The sequence below is a fragment of the Planctomycetia bacterium genome (assembly GCA_015075745.1).
Classification (GTDB): domain Bacteria; phylum Planctomycetota; class Phycisphaerae; order UBA1845; family UTPLA1; genus UTPLA1.
In genome coordinates this window covers 2,138,984-2,161,482 of the sequence record JABTTW010000001.1, presented here as the reverse complement: position 1 = coordinate 2,161,482, position 22,499 = coordinate 2,138,984, and the positions used below count along the sequence as shown (strand labels likewise).

Sequence of the window (22,499 nt, the reverse complement as noted above, 5' to 3'; positions counted from 1 at the left end):
TCGGTGCCGCCGTGCGTCACCCGCCTATGGTAAGGCAATGAATTGTAATGCACGGCAGGCAAGATATCGACCCTGCCCGGAGGCCGTCTTGACCTCAATCCCGGCCGCGCCGTCGTTGCGCTAGGCCGAGGGCTGCTCGCCGGTTGAGCGGCTTTTTTTTGCCGATTCGATGACGCCGGCCTTGAGCGAATCGAACTCCTGCTCGGTGATCTGGCCGGATGCCCTCAAATCGCGCAAATGCTGCAGCGACCAGACTGCCCCCGCATCGTCGGAATCCCGATTGTTGAAGAGCCGGCGGCGAACGAACCAGACGCCCGCTCCAAGTATGACGATCGCCGCAATGACGACGAGCCCCCAGATGACGGCCTGCGACGGGGGCGAGGCCGCGCCGATCACAAGGGCTTGTTGGACCGCGATCTGCACCTGGATCGTCTCCTTGCTCCAACGAGCGCCGCAAAGCCGACGCAGGTCATTGCCAGAGGCACGGCAGTCATTGCGCCGCACGACGGCAGGAGCAGGGCAAGAGGATTGGAATTCTGTACATAGAGTTGACCGGTCGTGTCGACCCGGGCCGTGATCGCTTCGGCCAGCTTCGCGCCGCGATCGTCCTTTTTGATTCGATCGAAGATCGCGGTCAGTCCCTCCTGGGGCGTGCCGAACACTGCCAGGCCGCCGACACCGGCGGGCGTCGTCTTGACCGTGGCCGTGACCGACAGATCAAGGTTAAACGGCTGGTTCAGCGTCATGTCGTACTCAAACGGGAGATCGACGCCGGTGAAGAGAATGGCGCGAACGAGCGGCGTATCGGGCACCGCCTGCCCGAAGTCTATGACCGGAAGAACGGTGTTCGCAAAGACCCCGGTGCGACGCTCGACGGTGATGGCGCCGTTCGGTCCGCCGACCAGCGCGACTTCACCGGCCAGCGCGGTCTGCGGCGCACGACCTTCCTGCGTCCGAATGAGATTGAGCGCCAGTGAAACCTCGGCACTGCTCATGTCGCGCGTCGGATTGCTGGACGTGAGCATCATGATGCCAGACAGCAGCACGCGACTGCGTGCGCGACCGGCGTTGATGCCGGGCTGCTGACCGATTTCGCCGGCGCTGAGGACAAGCGTGCGCTTGGATTGAACGGTCGCGCTCGACACCCAGTGCGTGAGCATATCCGTGTCATCGGTGAACGCGCCGACGTCGATTCCGATATCGTTGGGATTGCCGACGCCGCTGAGATTGGGCGCAAAGAGAATGGCCAGACCCTGTCCGGCGGCCGAGACCTCTTCGGTATTGATCAATCGATCCACGCGCGCCCGAGCCAGCAGCGGCGGCTCGGACTTGGTAAGCGGGATGATCTCCAGGCCAAAATCGGATTGCACCGGGAGCGGCCCAAGAAACTGAGTGACCTGCGTCGTGGCTTGTCCGGCCACGCCCGTCACGCCGGCATGTGTGGGGACCGAGGCAGTTCCGGCGACCGCGGCGAAGATGAAAAGCGTCGCCCGCAGCGATTTCCTGTGGAGCATGGTCGGGTCCTCAATTAGAACGCGCGAGGAGGATGAAGACAGGAGGGCGAACCCGACTGTCGTCGCACTCTAACTTTATCGCTGGGGACGTGAATGTCCACCGCGACGGTTCACAGCAATTCCTATCCCGTGTTCTGTCATAGACTTATCGGTCGTCACGATCGTGCCGATTGAGCGGACAATTGGTGACGAGAAGCCCGGCCGGGCCGGTACACGAGCAAAACGACCCCTGTTCAAGATCGAATCATGAGGCGGGCAGCCGATCGAACCGATGCACAGGCACTCAGATTCTATGGGCCCAAGCCGCGAAGAGCGGCCGCGCAGGAGGTCGTCATGGCAAGAATCGGACGCTCGATGTTGAGAGGCGGAATAGTCCTCGGCGTATTGCTTTCAGCGGGCTGCACGGCGGACCTGCCGGCGGGTCTGCTCAACCTGTTCGCCGGTGGTGTGACCATCGTTGTCGAAAACGCGACGGCTTATAAGGCGACGCCCCGCCTCAGCACCAGCAGCGCGACCAACCTGATCGAGGAGATCACCAGCGGCAGCGACTCGGTGAACGGTGTGGGCCAGGACGGTGTGGTCGCGGCCAATCAAACGGAGAGCACGACGATATCGTGCAGCGACGACATCGAGGTGATTATCTTCGAGGGGGCGTCGTTTGAGTCGAGCGGACTGCCGATCGGCGGTGTTGGGAACATTCGACGGCTGGAGCGCGACAAGGATTTCAGCTGCGGCGACACGATACGAGTCCGGCTGACCGGCGGCATCTTCAGCTTCCGTGCCGAGGTCGAAGTCGAGCGGGCACTGAGCTTCAATCCCTTCGCAGGCGGGAGCACGGAGAGTGAAAGCGAGCGCGACAGCGACAGCATCGCCGACGCACTTGACCGATTGTTCGGAAACCTGTGACGCCGCGGATGAGAAACGATCAACGTGAAGAGTAATCGGCGGACTCAGCGAACGCGCTTCATCCAATCCTGCCAGGTATCGACCCACTTCTTATCAATCGTGCCGAAGGCCTTCTCAAACTCGGCGATCTCTTTTTCGGGAGTCGGTTCGTAGTCGCCGGGTCGTTTGTTGATCGCCTCGACGTACTGCTTCAACTTGCCGCGCTTCGTCCGGTTCAGGTAATGCACCAGGGCCCAACTCTGCGGGTAGGCGATATCGATCTGAGGACCGAAATAGTCGGCGGTTGAAACAAAATCGCGCACCGGGATAAGACGGTTGTCGGCCAGAAGGGTTCGATAGCCCTTGAGACGCTCAGCGTTGACCGCGCCGAAATTCGCGCTGGCCCCGGTGCTGATCGGCTCGAACATCATGGCCGTGCCTTCGACGAACCAACGCGGATTCGCCAGAAAACCCTTGGGATTGTGAAACCCGATGTTCCACAGCACCTGATGGGCAACTTCATGCTGAACGATGGACTCGCTCACATCGCCGCCGACCGAGCTGCTTCGATTGGCTTGCTTCCGGGCCTCGGCGATCTGCTTGCCGATGTCCTTGCGCTGCTCCGGAGAAACGCCTGGCTGGCGAAGCTGCTCCCGTAGCTCCTTGATTTTCGCCTCGGCATCCTCGCGGGCCTTCTTGAACGACTCCTGATTCTTGAAGTTGTAGAACATGCTCCGGTTAAGGGGCGGGAAGAAGACGCCCGGCGTGTTCTGATCGCGCGGGCCGTTGCCGAGCTTTACGGAGAAGTCGGAGTAGTCCTGGTGCTGCTCGAAATAATAGATGATGAGCTTGCGCTTGGGCGGATGAGCATCGAAGCCGAGCCGCCGGGTGTAATTGACGCACGAGCGATAGGTCTTCTCGATCGCCGACGAAAACTCCTTGACGTCCTTTTCGCTGGTGTCGAAGAGCACGGAGTAGTGATTCGTGCGCTTCAGTTTGAAACCCTCGCCGAGCGATGCGAGGTCCTTCTTCTCGGCGGCCTCGTCCGGCTTGATCTCCGACATATCCGCATGACGCTTCGACCGCTTCTTCTTCGCCGGGCCGTCGAATTCCGCAAATGCGACAGCGCAGGGCCAGGAGAGGGCGAGCGCGATTGCCAGAAGCCACGGCATCCAGGCGAGCTTGGCTGACTTTGACGAATTCATGATTCATTTCCAGTCTGGTTCGCGGCAAGGCATGGAACTGGTCATGCCCCGTGGAACTCGGGGGGTCATCGCGCTGCGGCGATGGTTCACTGCGGCGGCATGAAGGGCAGCTTCGTGATGTAGTTCGTAAACTTCTTGGTGAACATGTCGTTCACCTTCCCAAAGCACTTCTCGAAGTCCGCCAGGTTTTCCTTGGCCGACAACACCTTATCCACCGGTCGCTTCTTGATGAGCTCCACGTACTTGGGCAGCTCTTTGCTCTTTCGCTTTACCAGATAATAGCAAAGGGCCCACGACTGGGCATACCCCTGGCTCGAAAGCATTCCGGTGCGCGTTCTGGAGATGAGGTTCTTCAGATCATCCGTCTTCATGACCACGAGGGCATCGCGGATTTCGCCGAGGCGGCTCTGGTTGATGACGTTGAAGCCCGCGCCGGTCTTGCCCGGCGGCGGCTCAAAGAGCGTGGCCATTCCCTCGACGAACCACTGCGGGTTGTCGACATCGGCCTTGTGGAATTGAAGATTGAACAAGAGCTGGTGGGCGACTTCGTGCTGAACGACCGAGCGATTCTGCTCCTGCTGGTAAATGGCGATGCGATTGATGTACCAGTTGGCCTCGCGGAGCTTGGCCTGTTTGGCATTTCGGTCGGGCGTCCTGGCGGCGTCTTGCTTGAGCTGTTCAGCCTTGGCCGTCGTCTCCTTGATGAATGACACCTGCGACATGTCGTAGAAAAGCGAAAAGTTCAGCGGCTCGCGCCAATAGAGCCCGGCTGCCTCGCCCGGTGCGGGCTGCCCCGTGAACTGCTTGCAGCGGGCGCTGTACTCATCGAAGTCGTGACAAAAGAGAACCGGGAGCTTCTCCTTCGGATACTTGATCTTCACGCCGACCTGATCGACAAATCGGTGGACTGAATCGTAGGTCTTCTCGAGCCGGGGAAGGAAGTCCTTGACGATGGCCTCGTCCGCGTTGGTCAGGACGATGAAATGATCCGTGGGCTTGACGCGATACTCCTCGCCCACGGCGTCGGCGAATTCCTTTTCGCGCGGGCCCTTCTTGAACGGCCTGTCGCCCGACTTTTTCTTGCTTGATTTGGATCGGGACGATCGCGACTTCGTCTTCTTGTCGCCTGACTTGGGCGGCGCGGCGACGAGCATCTGCACGGAGGCAATCCCAAACAGACCACACAATGCAATGACGAAAGCAACGAGAACCGCGCTGCGAGGGACTGTCATGCCGCCCTCCTTAGAAAGTGAGAACTCAGCGAGAGGCCCACCCCGGAACTGATGAAATCATATTAGATTGTACTTCAGACCCCGACAACCCACGGGCCCGAAAGCCGTGTAAAAATGGGGTCCGCAAAAACGCAGGCTTACCCGCTCGAATGGGCCGCCTGCCGGCGGGCGGCCCGATTCGCAGGTTGGGCGTTCGTACACTTGAACGCGGGCGCCGGCATCACCGGGCGTATTCGACGGCGCGAACCTCCCGCAGCAGCGTGACCTTTATCTCGCCGGGGTAAGTCATTTCAGCCTCGATCTTCTGGGCGACCTCCCGGGCGATGCGCATGGCGTTGGCGTCATCGACGTTGTTGGCATCAACGATGACGCGCACCTCGCGGCCCGCCTGGATGGCGTAGGCCTGTCGGACGCCGTGGAACCCGAGGGCGATCCCTTCGAGTTGCTCCAGCCGCTTGATGTAGCGCTCCAGCGCTTCGCGCCGGCTTCCCGGCCGGGCCGCGCTGATGGCGTCGGCGGCGGCAACGAGCGGCGTATAGGGGCTGGTCGCGGGGACATCGCCGTGGTGACCGGCGATGGCATTAAGCACCTCAGGACGCTCGCCGAGCTTGCGGGCAATCTCTTCGCCGATGGCCGGGTGACCGCCTTCGATCTCGTGATCGACCGCCTTGCCGATGTCGTGCAGCAGTCCGCACCGCCGAGCCAGGGCGCCGTCGAGCTTGAGCTCATCCGCCATGATCTGGCAGAGATAGGCGACCTCGATGGAATGGCGGAGGACGTTTTGCCCGTAACTCGTGCGGAAGTTCAGCCTGCCGAGCAGGTCGATCAGCTTCTTGTGCATGCCCTGGACGTTCGACTCCACGGCGGCCTTCTTGCCGATCTCCATCAGCTCCTTTTCCATGTTGGCCTGCACCTCAGCCACGACTTCCTCGATGCGCGTGGGGTGGATGCGGCCGTCATGGATGAGCTTGTTCAGTGCCTGCTTGGCGACTTCGCGCTTCACCGGGTCGAAACAGGTGACCTCAATGACGCCAGGCGTGTCGTCCACGATGATGTCCACGCCGCTGGCCTTTTCAAAAGCGCGGATGTTTCGGCCTTCTCGCCCGATGATGCGGCCCTTCATCTCGTCGCTGGGGATATCGATGGTGCTGACCGTCGAGGCCGAAGTATGACCGGCGGCATACCGCTGAATGGCGGTGATGACGATCTCGCGTGACTTCTCCTCAGCCTCGTCCTGAGCCTCGGTGACGCGCTTCTGAATCAGCTCGGCGCATTCCTGCTCGAGCTCGTGCTCGAGCTGCTGGAGCAGGGCCTTGCGCGCCTCGTCCATGGTGAGCTGGGCGGCCTTGAGCAGATCGGCCCGGCGTCTGGCGAGAATCTCATCGATTTCCGCCGATTTCTTGTCCGTGTCGGCCCGCTTTTCCTTGATCGCCAGCTCGGCCTTCTCGATGTTCCGTTCTTTGATATTGAGAGTGTCGATCTGCCTTTCAAGCTGGTCTTCGCGTTTGTCGAGTCGCTTTTCCGCCTCTCGAATCTCGTTGCGGGTGACGTTGGCCTGCTTCTCGAACTCTTCCTGACGACTTAGAAACGTTGCCTTGGCCTCGACTTCAGCCGAGCGGGTGATCTCCTGGGCCTTGGTAGCGGCCTCGCGGGTCATCCTCTTGGCTTCCTGCTCGGCGGCGTTCTTGATGGTCTTTCCCTTGAGCGTCTGGAGCAGGACGACAATCCCACTGCCGGCCGCAAGGGCCAGGACCGCAAAAAGCACCGCCATGCCGGTCGAGACCTCTGCGATTAACAGAGATCCCATGATTCACTGCCTTTCCTCGAGGGCGTCCGAGGCCCCGAAAGTCCACCAGCGGAAAGCCGGCGCCGCTTTCGGGGTTGGGACGCACTCTCAATAGCCCGTTAAGTTCCATGTGTTACACTAAAATGCCTAGCCCTGGTTCGCCGGGGCGATCGACGCCGATGGCCGATCGGGCCTCTCAGACCCATCGAAGCCACAGGACGGACGTAGTCTGAAACTGCGAATGGAGAGGTAGAAAAAGGGGAGACTCGAAAGCTCGATGAACTGCTTAACCTGCCGTGACACCACCGAAAAGCGGACGTGTCACTGCTGGTCGACGCTCAAATCCAGACCTGGCCCGGAGGATATGGATATACGAAGGGTCTGGATTCTCTTTCGTTCCTCAGTCACCATTTCTGGCACTCAAAGCCGTAATCGGTCTCTTTGTGTGCGGGTGAACGATTTCGTCGACACCACTACCGGCCCACCGTCGAAAAGTACTAAAAGTCAATTCGATCGCCTATCATCGGTCGCCGATTTGACTTATGGCGCTCGCGCCGAGGTCCGTGCGTCAGCAATTCCGCAAGACTTCTCACCGCACCCATGGCTCCTCAACCACCGCGGGGAAGTTTATCTCCTTATTCCTGCCGAACGTCGCGGCCGGACACCCCAAGGGGTCCCCTGGCGCCGTCGCCATCCGACAAGCAAAAAAACTAGCGCTACATTCGCTCATCGGGCATACTTACCCGATCACACTTCGCCGTAGTATAAGAAACGGTTAGGTGTCGTCAAGGATTCTGCAGGGGTTCGTGACTGGAACTATCGTCAAAATAACCGTTTACGGCGGAGCCCGGCCGCGTTTAACAGGATTGGGCGAGTAATATCCAACCAACAGCGAAACCCGATGTATCGCCGAATCATCATAAGAGTTTTCGGGAATGAGGTTTAGGTGAGATGAGCTGCAAAGACCCGATATCCGACTGCGGCCAGGCCGGGACATGGTTTGGCCGAAATCTGCTTCTCGCAATCATCGCGGTGATGACGCCGGCCTTGCTCGGCGGCCAGGCTTGGGCCCAGCCGGTCAGCAAGCAGGTTCGCGACGCAAACGTGGCCGTCCGGGCCATGGCCGATCGCGAAGCCATTGTCCCCGGCGGTGAGCTGAATCTCCTCATCTCGGTAAAGCCCGATAAGGAGTGGCACATCTATTGGCAGAATCCCGCGGGCACGGGTATGCCGACGTCGATTGAATGGCGCCTGCCCGACGGGTTCAAGGCCGGACCGACCCAGTACCCCGTACCGTCAGCCCACTTCGACAAAGACCTCGAAGAGACGACATACATCCTCGAAGGCGAGTCGCTCTTTTTGACGACAGTCACGGTGCCCGCGGATATCCAAACCGGCAAAGACGTCTCGTTGAACGCGAAAGTAAGCTGGCTCGCATGCAAGAAAGAGTGCATCCCCGGAGAAGCCGAGGTGGTGCTGACGCTGCCGGTCGCTGAGAAAGGTGCCGCTCCTCGCCCGGCGAACGCGAAAATATTCAAGCAGGCACAGCAGGCGCTTCCCGAGCCGGGCAACAAGGCCAAGCACGTCAAGATCACCGGCAAGCTCAGTAAAGAGACGCTGAAGCCTTCGGACACGGCGACGGCGAGTTTCATCATCGACGTAGACTCGAAGCACCACATGCAGTCGAACAAGCCCGCCCAGGAGGAAATGATCCCGACGATCCTCTTCCTGGAATCAACCGCCGGACTCGAATACGGCGAAATCACTTATCCCAAGGGTCACGTGCGCGAGGACAAGATTCTCGGCAAGCTCAGCGAGTACGACGGCCGCGTGGAAATCAGTGCGCCGTTGACCGTCGCCGAAGACGCGGACAATGCGCCGCGCACGATTCGCGGCGTCCTGCAATATCAAATCTGCACCGACTCCGGAACATGCTATCCGCCGCAGCGCGTAAGCGTGGAGATTCCCGTACAGATGGAAGGCGGGGCAAAGGCGACCGCGTCTGCCGCGCCCGATACCGGCGCCTCGGCTACACCCGCCGGTTCAATCGCGACCGATCAAACGCCCGGTCAACCGACGGCGCAGTCGTCCGACGCGACCGAGTCTGACTCGGTCAACGTCCTCACAAGAATGCAAACCTGGCTGCTCAGCTTCGGATACATGGGTGCGATCATCGTGGCACTGATCGGGGGACTGATATTGAATCTCATGCCCTGCGTCCTGCCGGTGATCTCGCTGAAAATTCTCTCCTTCGTCCGACAGGCCCAAGAAGATCGCGCGCGCATCTTCTGGCTCGGCATGACCTACTCGGCGGGGATCCTGGTGTTCTTCGGCGCGCTTGCGTTCATCTACTGGCAGACCAATAGCAAGTTGCAATGGGGCGAGCAGTTTCAACGTCCGCATGTGGTCATCGGGCTGGCGGCGATTGTGACCGCCTTTTCGTTGAGCCTGTTCGGCGTATGGGCGGTCTTCACCCCGCGCGTGATCAACAGGTTGGGGGAAAAGGCCGAGGGCGAGGGGTTGCTCTCCGCGTTTTCGACAGGCCTGCTCGCTACCTTTCTCGGCACCGCATGTACGGCGCCTTTCCTCAGTGCAGCCCTGGGCGCTGCGAGTAGGTTTTCGTCCGTGCAGGGCGCATTTATTTTCTTCTCCGTGGGCATTGGCATGGCCGCGCCTTTCGTGGTGCTGGCCGCGAACCCGGCATGGCTCAAGTTCGTTCCCCGGCCCGGCCCGTGGATGGGAACGTTCGAGTATCTGATGGGCTTTCTCCTGCTGGGAACGGTGATCTGGATCATCAATCCCCTGCGAAATCAGATCGGCGGCGACGGTTTGCTCCTGTCGATGATCTTTCTCTTGTTCGTGGCGATAGCGGCCTGGGTCAAGGGCAAGATTCGATACGACGATTCGGCCATCAGAAAAGCAAGGCTCTACGCACTGAGCATCGGCATTTTGGTGATCGGTTGGGTCATCCCATTTCGATTCGCCACGACGATCGAGGCCCTCGCCGAAAAACAGCTCTACGCCGCCGACCTCGCTGCGGACGGAGAGCTCTATCGCCGAGTCGGCGGCTCAACCGGCGAATTTTCCAGGGTCGAACTTGATTGGTCGCGCGGCATCCCCTGGCAGCGCTACAGGCGAGACCGCGCGCTGACCGACGTGCGTAACGGGTACACGATCTTTGTCGACTACACCGCCGACTGGTGCGCGAACTGCAAGACCATGCTCAAGACCGCCATCGAGCGCCCGGAAGTCATCGCCGCGATGAAGGAACTCGACATCATTCCCTACACCGCGGACTACACCCTGCCGGTGCCGGAGATCACCGAGGACCTGAAGCGCTTCGAGCGCGGCGGCGTTCCGGTTTTTGTCGTGTACCGGCCCTTCGATACTGAGAAGCCCGAAATCCTCCCCGAGCTCATCACGGCAGAAATGTTGGTCGGGGCGCTCAAGCGCGCCGGGCCCAGCCGTCCGGGCATGACGTCGCTCGTATCGACCGCAAGTCAACCGGCAACCGTGCATTAGGTGAACTTGAGAGGCAGCAATGGCGGTACCAATGCCGTGCTCCCGGAGTCGGTTTGGTTGCGATTCGTACGCTCGCGGGTTACGGTTTAATGAGTTCGACAAGCTCCAGAGCAAGCTGACGCCGTCATGCTCTCTGGAAATCCGCGATGAATCGAGAGTCATCGGGGGGGCGATGGGTCGGCGCTGGGGATGACCGTCCTCGCGGGTGCGATTGAAGGAGGTCCAATTGAACGGCGACATGTACCGCGTTTCCCCACCACGATGCAACAATCTGGAAGAGGGGCGCACGCTTGAATGGCTGGTGACTAACGGCCGCGGCGGTTTCGCCATGGCCTCCATCAATCAGATGCTCACCCGTCGATATCACGGGCTGCTCGTCGCCGCCGTCAATCCGCCGGTCGAGCGGTTCGTCGTGCTCGCCAAGCTGGACGCCACGGTCCTCGTCGACGGGCTCACTTACGAGCTTGGCACGAATCATTACTACGAGGCCGTCCACCCACAGGGCTACCGGCTGCTCGAATCGTTCACCACCCTGCCCTATCCGACGTGGCGATGGCGTGCCGGTTCGGCGGTCATCGAGCAGACCCTGTGCATGGGCTACGGTGAGGACACGACGTTCGTCCGCTATCGGGTCGTCGAGGGCAATCGTCCGGTCCAGTTCTCGGTGCGGCCGCTCTGCACCAGCCGGCATTTTCACGTGCTCACCAACTATCAGGAGATGGGACCGCCGACCGTCGAGGATCGCGGCGACATGCTCGCGTTCTCTTGGGCAAAGGATCGCCCGACGTGGTACCTGTCGCACAGCGGTACGTTCCGCTCGCGCGCCGACTGGTATTACCACTTTGTGCTGCCCACCTCCGCCGCGCGCGGCTACGACTCGGCGCAGGACCTATTCATGCCCGGCGTGATCACCCAGACGCTCGAGCCCGGCGGCGCAGATTCACTGATCTTCGCCGCATCAACCGAGCAGAAGACCTGGCGGGCGCACGAATCGGCATTCGTCGAGGCCGCCGCCCGCACTAAGGTTCAGCTTCCCGCCGACGTGGAGGCCGACCCGCTGCTCGAGGCCTTGTTGCGATCCAGCGGGGACTACCTCGCGACGCGAGACGGCACCTACAAAACCATCATGGCGGGCTTTCCCTGGTTTGGAGATTGGGGCCGCGACACTTTCATCTCGCTGCCCGGTCTGTGCCTCGTGACCGGCCGACATGCCGAAGCGCGGCGAATCATCGAGACATTCGCCAAGTACGTCGACGGCGGCATGATCCCGAATCGCTTCCCTGACTGGGGCGAGGCCCCGGCGTACAACACCGCGGACGCCACGCTCTGGTACATCCATTCGATCGGGCGCTACCTGGCCTACACCGGCGACTGGAGCCTCCTCGCGGACAGCCTGTTCGATGTCGTCGCCCAGATCATTGACGCGCATGAAAAGGGTACGCGGCACGGCATTCACTGTTGCGAAGACGGACTGCTCGCCGCCGGTGAGCAGGGATACGCATTGACCTGGATGGACGCCAAGCTGCCGGACTACGCAGTCACCCCGCGCATCGGCAAGCCCGTCGAGATCAACGCCCTGTGGTACAACGCATTGCAGTTCGGCGCATCGTTCGCCACGCGACTGGGCAAGATGGATCGCGCACGGCAGTGGGAAGAACTCGCCCAGCGGGCGAAGGCATCCTTCAATTCAAGATTCTGGAACGACCAGACGGGCTGTCTCTTCGACGTCGTCGACGTGGAAGGTCGCGCCGGCGAAGTGGACGGCGCCATTCGTCCCAATCAACTCATGGCGATCAGCTTGGCCTATCCGATTCTCGATGCGTCGCGATGGAAGGCGGTCGTGGACATTTGCCGCGAGAAGTTGCTGACGCCCGTCGGTCTCCGCACGCTGGCCCCCGGCTCCCCGGGTTACTGTCCACATTACGCGGGCGACGTGCACGCGCGCGACGCCGCGTATCATCAGGGCACGGTCTGGCCCTGGCTGCTCGGACCTTTCGTATCAGCCTTCGTCAAGGCGTCGAGTGACTCGCCCGCGGCACTCGAGACGGCAAAAACGTTTCTCAACGGCCTCCTCTCGCACATCGGTGAGGCGGGAATCGGCGGCGTGAGCGAAGTCGCCGACGCGGATTATCCGCACACGCCCGGCGGTTGCCCCTGGCAGGCGTGGAGTGTGGCCGAGCCGCTGCGCGCATTGTGCGAGGACGTGCTCCGCACCCATCCGCCTGTTCCCCGGGAGCGGGGCGTATCGGGCCGCCCCACGGTCGGCGCACGATAGACGTTGCGAACGCCTCGTGGACCCCGCAGCTTGCGATTCACCGCAATCTCCATCAGAATAGCCGCGAGTCGGCGAACACGGCGAAATTACGTGGCTCATTCCGACGGTTCATGACTCGATTTCAACACCAGGTTTGCCATGCAGACGTTGCCGAAGAGGATGCTCTTGACCAAAGTGGGTCTTGATGGACACGACCGCGGGGTCAAGGTGTTGGCGCGCGGCCTGCGTGATTCCGGGATGGAGGTCATCTATACCGGCCTGTGGCAGACGCCCGCCGGCGCGGCGAAGGCGGCGATCGAAGAGGACGTTGACGTTCTCGGCGTGAGCTTCCACAGTGCCGCCCATCTGACTCTCGTTCCCATGATCATTGAAGAATTAAAGGCCCGCGGTCGATCCGATCTGCCGGTTGTCATCGGCGGGATCATTCCGCCCGACGACGTGCAGGTCATGAAGGATGCCGGCTGTGCGGCCGTCCTGGAGACCGAGGCGTCGATGGATTCGATTGTCTCGGTCATCGAAGGCATCGCATCGCAGGCCCGCGCAGCGCGTGCCAAGCTCACGGCGAGCGGCGCTGTCGATAAGTGGATCTCGGCGGCGCGCGGCGGCGATCGCGTGGCCCTGGGCCGATTGCTCACCTGGATCGAAAACGACGCAAAGCCCGACGATGTTGCGCGCCGCTTTGCCGACGTGCCGGACGGCGCACTGATTGTCGGAATGACCGGCCCGCCGGGCGCCGGCAAGAGCACGCTGATCGGTCGATTGCTCAAGGAGTTCCGCCAGCGCGATAAGCAGGTCGCGGTAGTGGCGGTCGATCCGGCGAGCCCGCTCACCGGTGGGGCCCTGCTCGGCGATCGCGCCCGAATGACACTGAACGCCGGCGATGCCGGTGTGTTTCTCCGATCTGCCGCCAGTCGCGGCCAGCTCGGCGGCCTCGCCCCGACTACGGCAGGCATGGTGAAGGCCATCAGCGCCTCGAAGGTGGACGTGATCTTTGTCGAGACGGTCGGCGCGGGTCAGAACGACGTCTCCGTCTATCAACTGGCGAATCCGCTGGTGCTGCTGATGATCCCCGGCACGGGCGACGATTTGCAGCTTGAAAAGGCCGGCATTACCGAAGTGGCAGACATTTTCGTAATCAACAAGGCCGATCTTCCGGGGGCGGGTGTCCTCGACGCGCAGGTGCGCGAAACTCTGGGCACGGGGCGCCCCATCGTTCAAACCGTCGCCAGTCACGGTCAGGGTATTTCCGATCTGGCCGACGCCATATTGGCCCACGTGCCGAAGCCGCGCGCGAAGCAGGCTCAGCGCGTATAGGTAGAGCTAAGTCATTCACTCATTCGCAGGTGACTCATGAAGATATTGACGCTCGTAAAGTGTGTTCCCGAATCGACGACGGCCATCAAGGTCAAGTCGGACGGCAGCGGCATTGAGACCGCCGGCGTCAAGTTCGTGATGAACCCGTTCTGCGAGTTCGCGGTCGAGGCGTCGCTTCAGTTCAAGGAAAAGAACGCGGGGGCAAGCGCCGAAATCACCGCCCTGACCGTCGGCCCGGCGGCCCACGCGGACGTCCTGCGGACGGCCTTCGCCATGGGCGTCGATCATGCCATCCACGTTTGCGACGACGCGCTCAACGGCATCGACGAATTGGCGACCGCCCGGGTCATCGCCGCGGCGATCAAGGACGGCGGATTTGAGGTCATCATCGCCGGCAAGCATGCCATCGACTATGACAGCGGGCAGGTCGGCCCGGCCCTGGCCGAGAGTCTCGGCTGGCCCCACGTCGGCGCCGTCATCGCAATTGAGTGGGCTGCCGATTTCAAGTCGTGCACCGTTCGTCGCCGCATCGAAGGCGCAGAGGAGGTCGTGACTGTAAAGCTTCCCGCGCTCCTCACCGTGGACAAGGGCCTCTGCGAGCCGCGATATCCTTCGCTCCCGGGACTCATGAAGGCGAAGAAGCGGCCCATCGACACTAAAAACCTGGCCGCCCTGGGCCTGTCGCCCGCGGACTTCTCCAAGGAAGCCGTCGGCACCTGGATGGGCGAGTTCTCTCCCCCGCCTCCGCGACCGCCGGGCCGCAAGCTGACCGGCGAACCCGCCGACATGGCCAAGGAACTGGTCCGCATTCTGCGCGAAGAAGTAAAGGTCATCTGACGGCAAACGACTCCGCCTCTTTGGCGAGTTCTCGCCAGCCGGCCGGACGAAGAATCGGTTCGGCATCTAACCGTTCAGCATTCTGTCGGCGATGACCTCGATCACGTGTCGCGGACGTGCATCGGTGTGGTGAGAGATTTGCTCGCGGCATGAAAAGCCCGACACGGCAATCTCCGCGTGGCCGCGGTTTCTGACCGCCGGAAAAAGCCGCTGTTCGCCGACTGCCCGGGCCACTTCGTAGTGATCCTTCTCGTGTCCAAATGAGCCCGCCATCCCGCAACACCCGGTATTCAGCTCCGTCGCGCCCGCGCCGCACACCGCCTTTAGAACGGTCACGACGTCACCGGTTCCCACCAGCGCCTTCTGGTGGCAGTGACCGTGATAAAGAATCGGGCTGCCCATTCCAAATCCCTTCAGTCGATCCGCGTATTCCCGGGCAAGAAACGTCTCAAGCATCATCGCGCCGGCGCCGAGTCGATCCGCCTTCGATCCGCGGACCAGTTGCGGCGCCTCATCCATAAACGTCAGAATGCAGCTCGGCTCCGTGCCGACAATTGGAATGTTCTGCTCGACAAGCGGCGAAAGCACGGCGACGTTCCGCTCGGCGAGTTTCTTCGCATGAAGGAGCATTCCCTTGCTGATCGCAGGCCTGCCGCAGCACACCGTCGGCGGGACTACCACTTCGCAGTCCAGATGTTCGAGGATCCGCACGGCCGCGATGCCCACCTGCGGCATGAAGTAGTTCGTCCACGTATCCACGAAATACGCGACGCGCCGCGCTCCGGGCCTTTGCGTCCTGCGATGCGAGTGCCGCGCGAACCAGTCACGAAACGACTCCCGCGCAAACTTCGGCGGACGAATGCGTGCGTCAAAACCGGCGACCGCCTCGACAAGATCGCGCACAAATCGAGTCTCGCCGAGTTTGTTCGCCATGCCCGCGAAGCGATAGCCCCACGCAGCAAAGTCCGCCGCGCGGGCCACAAGCCGGCTGCCCAGCGGCGCGCCGGACCTCTCATGACGATGATGCTGCCACTCCGACTTGAGTCGCGCCATGTCCACGCCGGTTGGGCACTCCGTCTTGCACGCCTTGCACGACAGGCAAAGGTCCATCACCTCGTCAAGCGCCGGATCCGCCAGCCCGTCGAGTATGTCGCGATTGGAAAGTGCCAGCCGCAGGGCATTGGCCCGGGCGCGGGTCGTGTGCTGCTCATCACCGGTGGCCATGTACGACGGACACATCACGCCGACGAGCCTCTGGCGACACTGACCGACGCCGCTGCACATCTCGGCAAGGCCCGACATGCCGCCATGCGCGGAGAAATCGAGAACCGTCAGCGGATTCTCCGCCCGGTACGCGGGCCCGTATCGAAAGTTTTCCAGCATCGGCAGCGGATCAACGATCTTGCCGGGGTTCAGAATGTTGTGCGGATCAAACGCCGCCTTCACGGCGCGAAAAGCCTTCACGATCCGCGGACCGTACATCTTCTCCAGCCAGCACGAACGTAAAATGCCGTCGCCGTGCTCGCCGGTCATCGTGCCGCCGAACTCCAGCGCCAGCGAGCTGATTCGGTCGGCAATGCGATGCATTCGTGCGATGTCGCCCGCGCTCTTGAGATTCAGCACCGGCTTGACGTGCAGGCAGCCGACGCTGGCGTGGGCGTAATAGCTCGCCTCCGTCACGCCCTCCTCGGACAGCACCGTCATGAATCGCGCGATGTAATCGCGCAGCCGACCCGGATCGACCGCCGTGTCCTCGACGAAGTCATACGTCTGGCGATCGCCCGGCTTGGACATCAGCAGTCCCAGCCCGCTCTTGCGAACGTACCAGACTTCATCCTGAAGGGCCGTGTCCGCCAGAACCGGCCAGGCATATCCCAATCCGCGGGACTTGAAATCTCCCGCCAACGCATGAAGCCGCGTTGCCAGCCGTTCGGCATCGTCGTCGTAAAGCTCAATGACAAGAATCCCGCGCGGGTCCCCCTCGATCAGCCACGGCCGCCGTCGCATTACCGGGTTCTCCCTCGCGGCGTCGAGGATCAGCTTGTCGAGCAGCTCGACCGCGGCGGGGCCGTGCTCCAGTGCAACGGGCGTTGCGGCGAGGGCGTCAAGCAGTTCGGCGAAGTGAGCGACGACGATCCCGCGATGCCGGGCCAGCGGCACAAGATTCAATACCGCGCCAACGACAATCACCAGCGTCCCCTCGCTGCCGCAGATGATCGACTCGGGATTGATCCGCCCGTTCGCGGTGCAAAGCCGGTCAAGGGCGTATCCGCCGTTTCGCCGCATCACCTTCGGGAATCGCGCGGCGATTTCTTCACGCTCGTTCTCGCAAACCCGCAAGAGCGCCGCCTCGCACTGCGCGGCCAGTTCGTTTCGCGGAGCATCGGCCGCAACATCGAACTGCCCCCAGCGTTGCCGCGAGCCGTCAGAGAGTACGACATCCAATCCGCGAACATGATCCACCGTCCGGCCATACATGACCGAGTGCGCGCCGCAGGAATTGTTGGCGATCATTCCACCGATCGTGGCTCGACTGCTCGTCGCCACGTCCGGCGCGAACTGCAGACCGTGCGGCCGCAGCGCGGCATTAAGCTCATCGAGTACCACCCCCGGTTCGACCATCGCGGTCCGCCGTGCCGGATCAATCTCAAGGATGCGATTCAGATGGCGAGAGCAATCGAGCTGCACCCCCCGATTAACCGCCCCCCCGGCAAGACCCGTCCCCGCCCCGCGCGGCGTGATCGGCACACGATGCTCACTGCAAATGCGCACGGCGTGTTGCACGTCCTCAACCGACGCCGGAAAGACAACCGCGTCCGGAACGATTTCATAGATGCTGGCATCGGTCGAATAGAGCGCCCGCGCGAGCCGGTCATCGCGCACCTCGCCCCGCAGGGTGGACTTGAGTTGGTCGATCGCAGCAAGGGTGTGGGCGTTTGCCGATTGAGCCATCGAACGAGGATGTTATCACGGCCGAGTCGATTGTGTCGCGGGCACGTCTGCCGCTTGTCGATTCAGCCGATGAATTGACCACGACCCGAAAGCGGCAACGCGTGTATACCCCGTCGCCACGAACTCTCGTAGCGTCCTCAAAGACGGGACGCGTGACTCAATCAACGAGTCAGCCGTCCCGCTGAGCGACGGCTTCTTCCGACGCGTGTCCTCAAGGATCCATGCGGGCGGCGCATGGATGAACTCCGTCACAAACTCGTCAAAAAGCGTCACGTCCATATCGAGATACGCATGGGCCATGAAGTGCCGCACGCCGGTTGGGCGATTAAGCTTATAAAGGATGTCGGCGTTTCTGCCCCATGCCCAAATAAACACAGCATCCCCGCGCAAAGGTTGCGACCGTGCGTACTCATACGCCGCCCGTTTGTCGGCGTCCTCCTGCGCGAAACGATTTCCCGCCGTCTCACGCACGACCTGAAAGCCGACGATCGCGACCGTGACTGCGATCAATGCCCGAGCCATGAATCGGCCAGGCGAAGGCCTCAATTCGATGATCAAAAGCCCGATGGCCAGGCACGCCGGGGCGAGAGCGACGTACTGATAGTGCGCATAGCTCGCCCAGCCCCATGCGGCCGAGAGCAGCGCGGCGAGATACCAGATCGCGCCGACCTGGGAGGTTCGCCCGCCTCCGCGCCATCCCATGACCAGCCCCGCGACCGCCGCGGCGTGAAGCCAGCCCAGCTTGAACATATCCTGAGCCCAGTCCCCCAGCCGGTCGGCCGTCCCAGGCGCCAAAGGGCCGGGTGTTCTAACGTGCCCGATGCCGAGTGGCCAGAGTAGAGCGGCGTCAATGCACGCCGGAAGGTATCCGGCAATGATCGGGTGCGCAAAGACGACGAGCAAGCCGGCGGCAATGCCGATGGTGTGGCACCCAACCCGAAACAGGCGCCGGCTGTGATCCACGGAGGGGATGATCGAAAAACCCGCGACCCCGACCGCGGCGAGGCCCAAGGGCAGCCGAAACGAAACGGCCAGTGTCCACAGTGCGCCGGACAGCACGCTGAAGAAATACGATCTCCTCGGTTCGAGTGTATGGAGAGTGCACCATGCGGCGATCGCAGCCAGCGGCATGGCATAGGTCTCGGTCATGTAACCACCGGCGTGGTAGGAAACCGCCCCCGAGGCCACGCAAAGAATCGCACCGGCAATTGTGCCCGGACGAGTTGATTGCTTGAGGTTCGCCTTTGATTGATCAACCACTCGCGCAATCGCCACGGCCCCGGCAGCGGTCAGCGCCGCCTCAAGCAACCACAGAAAGATCTGCGGATGCCCCGTCGCCACCGCCGCACGGCCGACGAGGTAGATCGGCGGGAGCTTGTTATCCCACAGGTCTCTACCCGGCATCTCGCCCGACTGCTGTCGCTGGGCCATGAAGAGCCACGCCGCGGAATCGGCGCGCGGGGTGACAATCGCCGTCTCACACTGGAAGGCCAGGGCAAGCGCAAAGTACAAGGCGAGCCGAAGCAGCATGCGCGTCAACTTCTATGCGCGGCGGGGCGATTCCGCAACGTCCGGCGGTGCCCACTCGCAACGCCGCATTTGACGCGATCCGGCACCCCCGGTTTCTTGCCAGCCTGTAGCCGGGCTTGTAGGATAAAAATCATCAGGCTGCGTACCTGAGCTTTCCTCGTGCCCGTCCACCGAGTCGTCCCTCGCATAGTGGTGCTCGATCATTGCCGTGCGTTCGGTGAGCAATGGAACCCACAAAGATGACAGAGAACACGATGGTGCCGGAGACACGACAGAAGGTTGGACAAGCCGCTCCCGATCAATCGGATATCGAGCTCGAACAGGCGAAGTGGGACAGCTACTACGCGTCGTTGCCGCTGGTCGATGAAGATGCCGCGACCCGGCAATTCAATGACGCTTTCGCCGGAATGATCACCGAGCTGCTGCCCTCGGGCGGCAGCGTTCTCGAGGCGGGATGCGGCGGCGGCTGGCAAAGCCTGGCGATTGCCCGTTCAGGTGTTCATCGGGTAAGCCTGCTCGATTTCTCCCAGGAGGCGCTCAACTACGCCAAGCGCCTCTTCGACCGCGAGCATCTCAGAGCCGACTTCGTTCAGGGCGACGTCTTCGCCCCCGCAAACGGTGAGTACGACCTCGTCTTCAACGCCGGCGTGCTCGAACACTATACCTTTGATGAGCAGGTTGCCTTCATTCGAGCCATGGCGCAACGCAGCGGACGATTCGTTCTGGCCATGGTCCCCAATCGTCTGTGCTACTGGTATTGGCTCTGGCGAATTCAGCGCGCCAGCAAGGCCGACTGGCCCTTCGGCAAGGAGGTGCCGATGGCGGATCTCTCCGCGGCCTTCGAAGCAGCCGGACTCAAGTTCCTCGGACACGCCTTCCTCGGCGAAAGCTGGACCGAGGGCATGATCGAAAACATGACCGGCATCGATCCGGCATTGAAGAGCCAGATTCTCGCCGTGCACCGCTCCAGGGTGGTTTCCCAGGTCCAGCGGGGATACCTGGTCGCCGCCCTCGGCTCCGTTCAGAAGGACGACCGAATCGCTTCAGCATCGTGGTCGCTCAGCTCGTTTCAGGAAACCTTCTCGCAGTCCGAGTTCACGGCGGCCATCGCCGATTCGCTGGCCCTGCGCCTCGCCGCGGACCGGCAGCTTGCCGAGATCGAGCCGGAGCGCGTAGCAATTCGTCGTGAAAGAGCCGAGATGGTCCTCGTCCGAGACGAACTGACGCAGGTCCGCCAGGATCGCGATCGCGCGGTCCAGTTGGCCTCAAGATCCGCCGATCTCCAACTGCTCGCCCAGCGCGCGGCGCATAGCGAGGCGATTTATCGGGAGCAGATGCGCCAGTTGGAGGCGCGCCGTCGCAACCCCGTCTACTCATTCATCGATTTCGCATGGGCCCTGGCTCGGTCCTTTTCATCCCTCCTTCCCCGGCGCGCACAGGAGCAGTGTAAGGCGATCTTCTACAAGGTATTGGGGCGGCTTCAGCCCCAATCCGGACGCTACCTGCGCTACCTTGAGTGGCGGCGCCATCTGGACGCCATCCATTCCGCAACCATCGTGGAAGCCGAGCCGGATATGGCCGGCGGCGGGCCGAAGCCCTACGACGTCTTCGTCTTCCCGGTGATCGACTGGGAGTTTCGCCACCAGCGTCCGCAGCAACTGGCCCTCCAGTTCGCCGAGCGCGGCCATCGTGTCTATTACTTCCGAACGACGTTTTCATCCAGCGAGGCCTACGAGCCTGTCGTACGCCTGGTGGCGCCGAATGTGTTCACGGTTTCGCTGCCTTGTTCCGGTAAGCCGCCGGTCATCTACAGCGAGTCGCTCGACCCTGCGCAGCTCGATAGCGTGGTAGGCGGCATCGAGCTGCTTCGAACCCGCTTCTCCATCGGCGCCGCGGTCAGCGTGGTGGATCATCCATTCTGGGCCCCGGTCTGCAGGCGATTGACCAACCATCGCGTCGTTTACGACTGCATGGATCACCACGCCGGCTTCTCCAATAACAACAGCAATGTCCTCAGCCAGGAGGTCCGCCTGCTCAGCTCCGCGGATCTGGTCGTCGCCTCATCGGCGAAATTGTTCGATATGGTGAAAGCTTCCTCGGCGAATCCGCTGCTCGTCCGCAACGCAGGCCAATACGATCACTTCTGCACCCCGCCCGCCAAGCTCGCGTTCGAGAAGACCCGCCCGGTGATCGGCTATTACGGCGCCATTTCTGAATGGTTTGACGCGGAGCTCGTGGCCCAGGCGGCCAGGCAGATGCCGGAGTGCGACTTCGTCCTCGTAGGATCGACCTACGGTGCGAATCTATCCCCGATTCAGGGGCTTCCCAATGTCAGGCTGTTCGGAGAGGTTCCCTACACCGAGTTGCCCGGCTACCTCCACGGTTTTGACGTCTGCATGATTCCCTTCCAGGTCAACGAGCTGACCCTCGCAACAAACCCGGTCAAGGTCTATGAGTACCTCAGCGCCGGCAAGCCTGTCGTATCCGTCGAGCTGCCGGAGCTGGTTCTGATGAAGGATGTCATCGAAACCGCGGCGACCGCCGAGGCGTTCGTCGCCGGTTTGCGCAAGGCGTTGACCGATAACGCGCCCGCGCGCGTCGAAGCGCGGCGTGCCTTCGCCCGTGAAAACACTTGGGCGAAACGCGGCGAAGTTCTCTCCGAAGCATTGGACACCCTCTTCCCCAAGGTGAGCGTGATCGTGCTGACCTTCAATCAGCTTGAATTCACCCAAAGGTGTCTGGCCAGTCTGGAGCGATTCACCAGGTATCCGAACTGGGAACTGATCCTGATCGATAACGCCTCCACGGACGGCACGCCGAAGTTCCTGGAGGACTTCGCCAGGGATCGTCCTTACGTGCGACTCACCCTCAATCAGACGAATGTCGGGTTCGCCGCCGGAAACAATCAGGGAGCCAGCCAGGCCACGGGCGAGTTTCTCGTCTTCCTCAACAACGACACCTACGTCACGTCCGGCTGGCTTGCAGACTTGCTCGTCCACTTCGCCGCCGAGCCGAACCTCGGGCTTCTCAATCCGGTCACCAACAACATTGGAAACGAAGCGAAGATCGACCTCGAATACACGACGATGGCGGAAATGGCCGTCGCGGCAAAGGCCTATACGTCGAAATACACGAAACTCCGGCTCGCCCTCGCCGGCGCGGCGTTCTTCTGCGTCATGCTGCGCAAGCGCGTCTGGGAGGATATCGGAGAGTTGGATGAGAAATACGGGATGGGCTTCTTTGAGGACGACGACTACTCCATGCGCGCGAGAAAGAAGGGATATACGCTCGCCTGCGCCGAAGACGTCTTCGTGCATCACCATCTATCCGCCTCATTCAACACGATGGCAGACGCGAGGCGCAAGGAACTCTTCGAGCGTAACAAGCGGTATTTCGAGTCGAAATGGGGGACCTGGCAGCCGCACAAGTATCGAAAGTAATACTCGA

Annotated in this window: 13 protein-coding genes; 6 read left to right on the top strand and 7 right to left on the bottom strand. The window is 61.8% G+C overall.

The window, feature by feature from the left end; genetic code table 11:
* Positions 1–120: 120 nt before the first annotated feature.
* Positions 121–423 carry an SHOCT domain-containing protein gene (locus HS101_08490; GenBank protein ID MBE7506307.1) on the bottom strand — a complete coding sequence of 101 codons (303 nt, stop codon included), beginning with the start codon at positions 421–423 and terminating at the stop codon, positions 121–123.
* Positions 393–1,514, bottom strand: coding sequence for a hypothetical protein (locus HS101_08485; GenBank protein MBE7506306.1), 1,122 nt, complete (start codon positions 1,512–1,514; stop codon positions 393–395). Before HS101_08485 ends, HS101_08490 begins: the two co-directional genes overlap by 31 nt.
* A 333-nt stretch (positions 1,515–1,847) precedes the next feature.
* Between HS101_08485 and HS101_08480 the strand changes: the two genes are divergently transcribed.
* Positions 1,848–2,420 (top strand): hypothetical protein, encoded by a 573-nt coding sequence (locus HS101_08480; GenBank protein ID MBE7506305.1) that lies wholly within the window; start codon positions 1,848–1,850, stop codon positions 2,418–2,420.
* Positions 2,421–2,464: 44 nt separating this feature from the next.
* Here HS101_08480 and HS101_08475 read toward each other — a convergent pair whose 3' ends face one another.
* The 3 genes from HS101_08475 to rny all read right to left on the bottom strand — a co-directional run bounded on the left by HS101_08475 (position 2,465) and on the right by rny (position 6,607).
* The gene (locus tag HS101_08475; GenBank protein MBE7506304.1) at positions 2,465–3,604 is read right to left on the bottom strand and encodes a DUF1570 domain-containing protein; all 1,140 of its coding nucleotides are present in this window, start codon (positions 3,602–3,604) and stop codon (positions 2,465–2,467) included.
* Positions 3,605–3,690: 86 nt separating this feature from the next.
* The gene (locus HS101_08470; GenBank protein ID MBE7506303.1) at positions 3,691–4,836 is read right to left on the bottom strand and encodes a DUF1570 domain-containing protein; all 1,146 of its coding nucleotides are present in this window, start codon (positions 4,834–4,836) and stop codon (positions 3,691–3,693) included.
* A gap of 220 nt (positions 4,837–5,056) precedes the next feature.
* The gene (rny, locus tag HS101_08465; GenBank protein MBE7506302.1) at positions 5,057–6,607 is read right to left on the bottom strand and encodes a ribonuclease Y; all 1,551 of its coding nucleotides are present in this window, start codon (positions 6,605–6,607) and stop codon (positions 5,057–5,059) included.
* A 966-nt stretch (positions 6,608–7,573) separates the two neighbouring features.
* Here rny and HS101_08460 point away from each other — a divergent pair.
* The 4 genes from HS101_08460 to HS101_08445 all read left to right on the top strand — a co-directional run bounded on the left by HS101_08460 (position 7,574) and on the right by HS101_08445 (position 14,570).
* On the top strand, positions 7,574–10,144 hold the full coding sequence (locus tag HS101_08460) for a thioredoxin family protein (protein ID MBE7506301.1): 2,571 nt from the start codon (positions 7,574–7,576) through the stop codon (positions 10,142–10,144).
* 226 nt (positions 10,145–10,370) lie between these two features.
* Positions 10,371–12,419 carry a glycogen debranching enzyme N-terminal domain-containing protein gene (locus HS101_08455; GenBank protein MBE7506300.1) on the top strand — a complete coding sequence of 683 codons (2,049 nt, stop codon included), beginning with the start codon at positions 10,371–10,373 and terminating at the stop codon, positions 12,417–12,419.
* A gap of 138 nt (positions 12,420–12,557) precedes the next feature.
* Positions 12,558–13,733, top strand: a complete 1,176-nt coding sequence (locus tag HS101_08450) for a cobalamin B12-binding domain-containing protein (protein ID MBE7506299.1) — start codon at positions 12,558–12,560, stop codon at positions 13,731–13,733.
* 36 nt (positions 13,734–13,769) lie between these two features.
* Positions 13,770–14,570 carry an electron transfer flavoprotein subunit beta/FixA family protein gene (locus tag HS101_08445; GenBank protein ID MBE7506298.1) on the top strand — a complete coding sequence of 267 codons (801 nt, stop codon included), beginning with the start codon at positions 13,770–13,772 and terminating at the stop codon, positions 14,568–14,570.
* Positions 14,571–14,636: 66 nt separating this feature from the next.
* On the opposite strand, the gene HS101_08440 is transcribed toward HS101_08445, so the two are convergent.
* Positions 14,637–17,522, bottom strand: coding sequence for an FAD-binding protein (locus HS101_08440; protein ID MBE7506297.1), 2,886 nt, complete (start codon positions 17,520–17,522; stop codon positions 14,637–14,639).
* A gap of 15 nt (positions 17,523–17,537) precedes the next feature.
* Positions 17,538–19,052 carry a hypothetical protein gene (locus HS101_08435; GenBank protein MBE7506296.1) on the bottom strand — a complete coding sequence of 505 codons (1,515 nt, stop codon included), beginning with the start codon at positions 19,050–19,052 and terminating at the stop codon, positions 17,538–17,540.
* Between the two features lie 239 nt (positions 19,053–19,291).
* Between HS101_08435 and HS101_08430 the strand changes: the two genes are divergently transcribed.
* Positions 19,292–22,492: a glycosyltransferase gene (locus tag HS101_08430; GenBank protein ID MBE7506295.1), complete on the top strand. Its 3,201-nt coding sequence runs from the start codon at positions 19,292–19,294 to the stop codon at positions 22,490–22,492.
* The last annotated feature ends 7 nt before the right edge of the window (positions 22,493–22,499 follow it).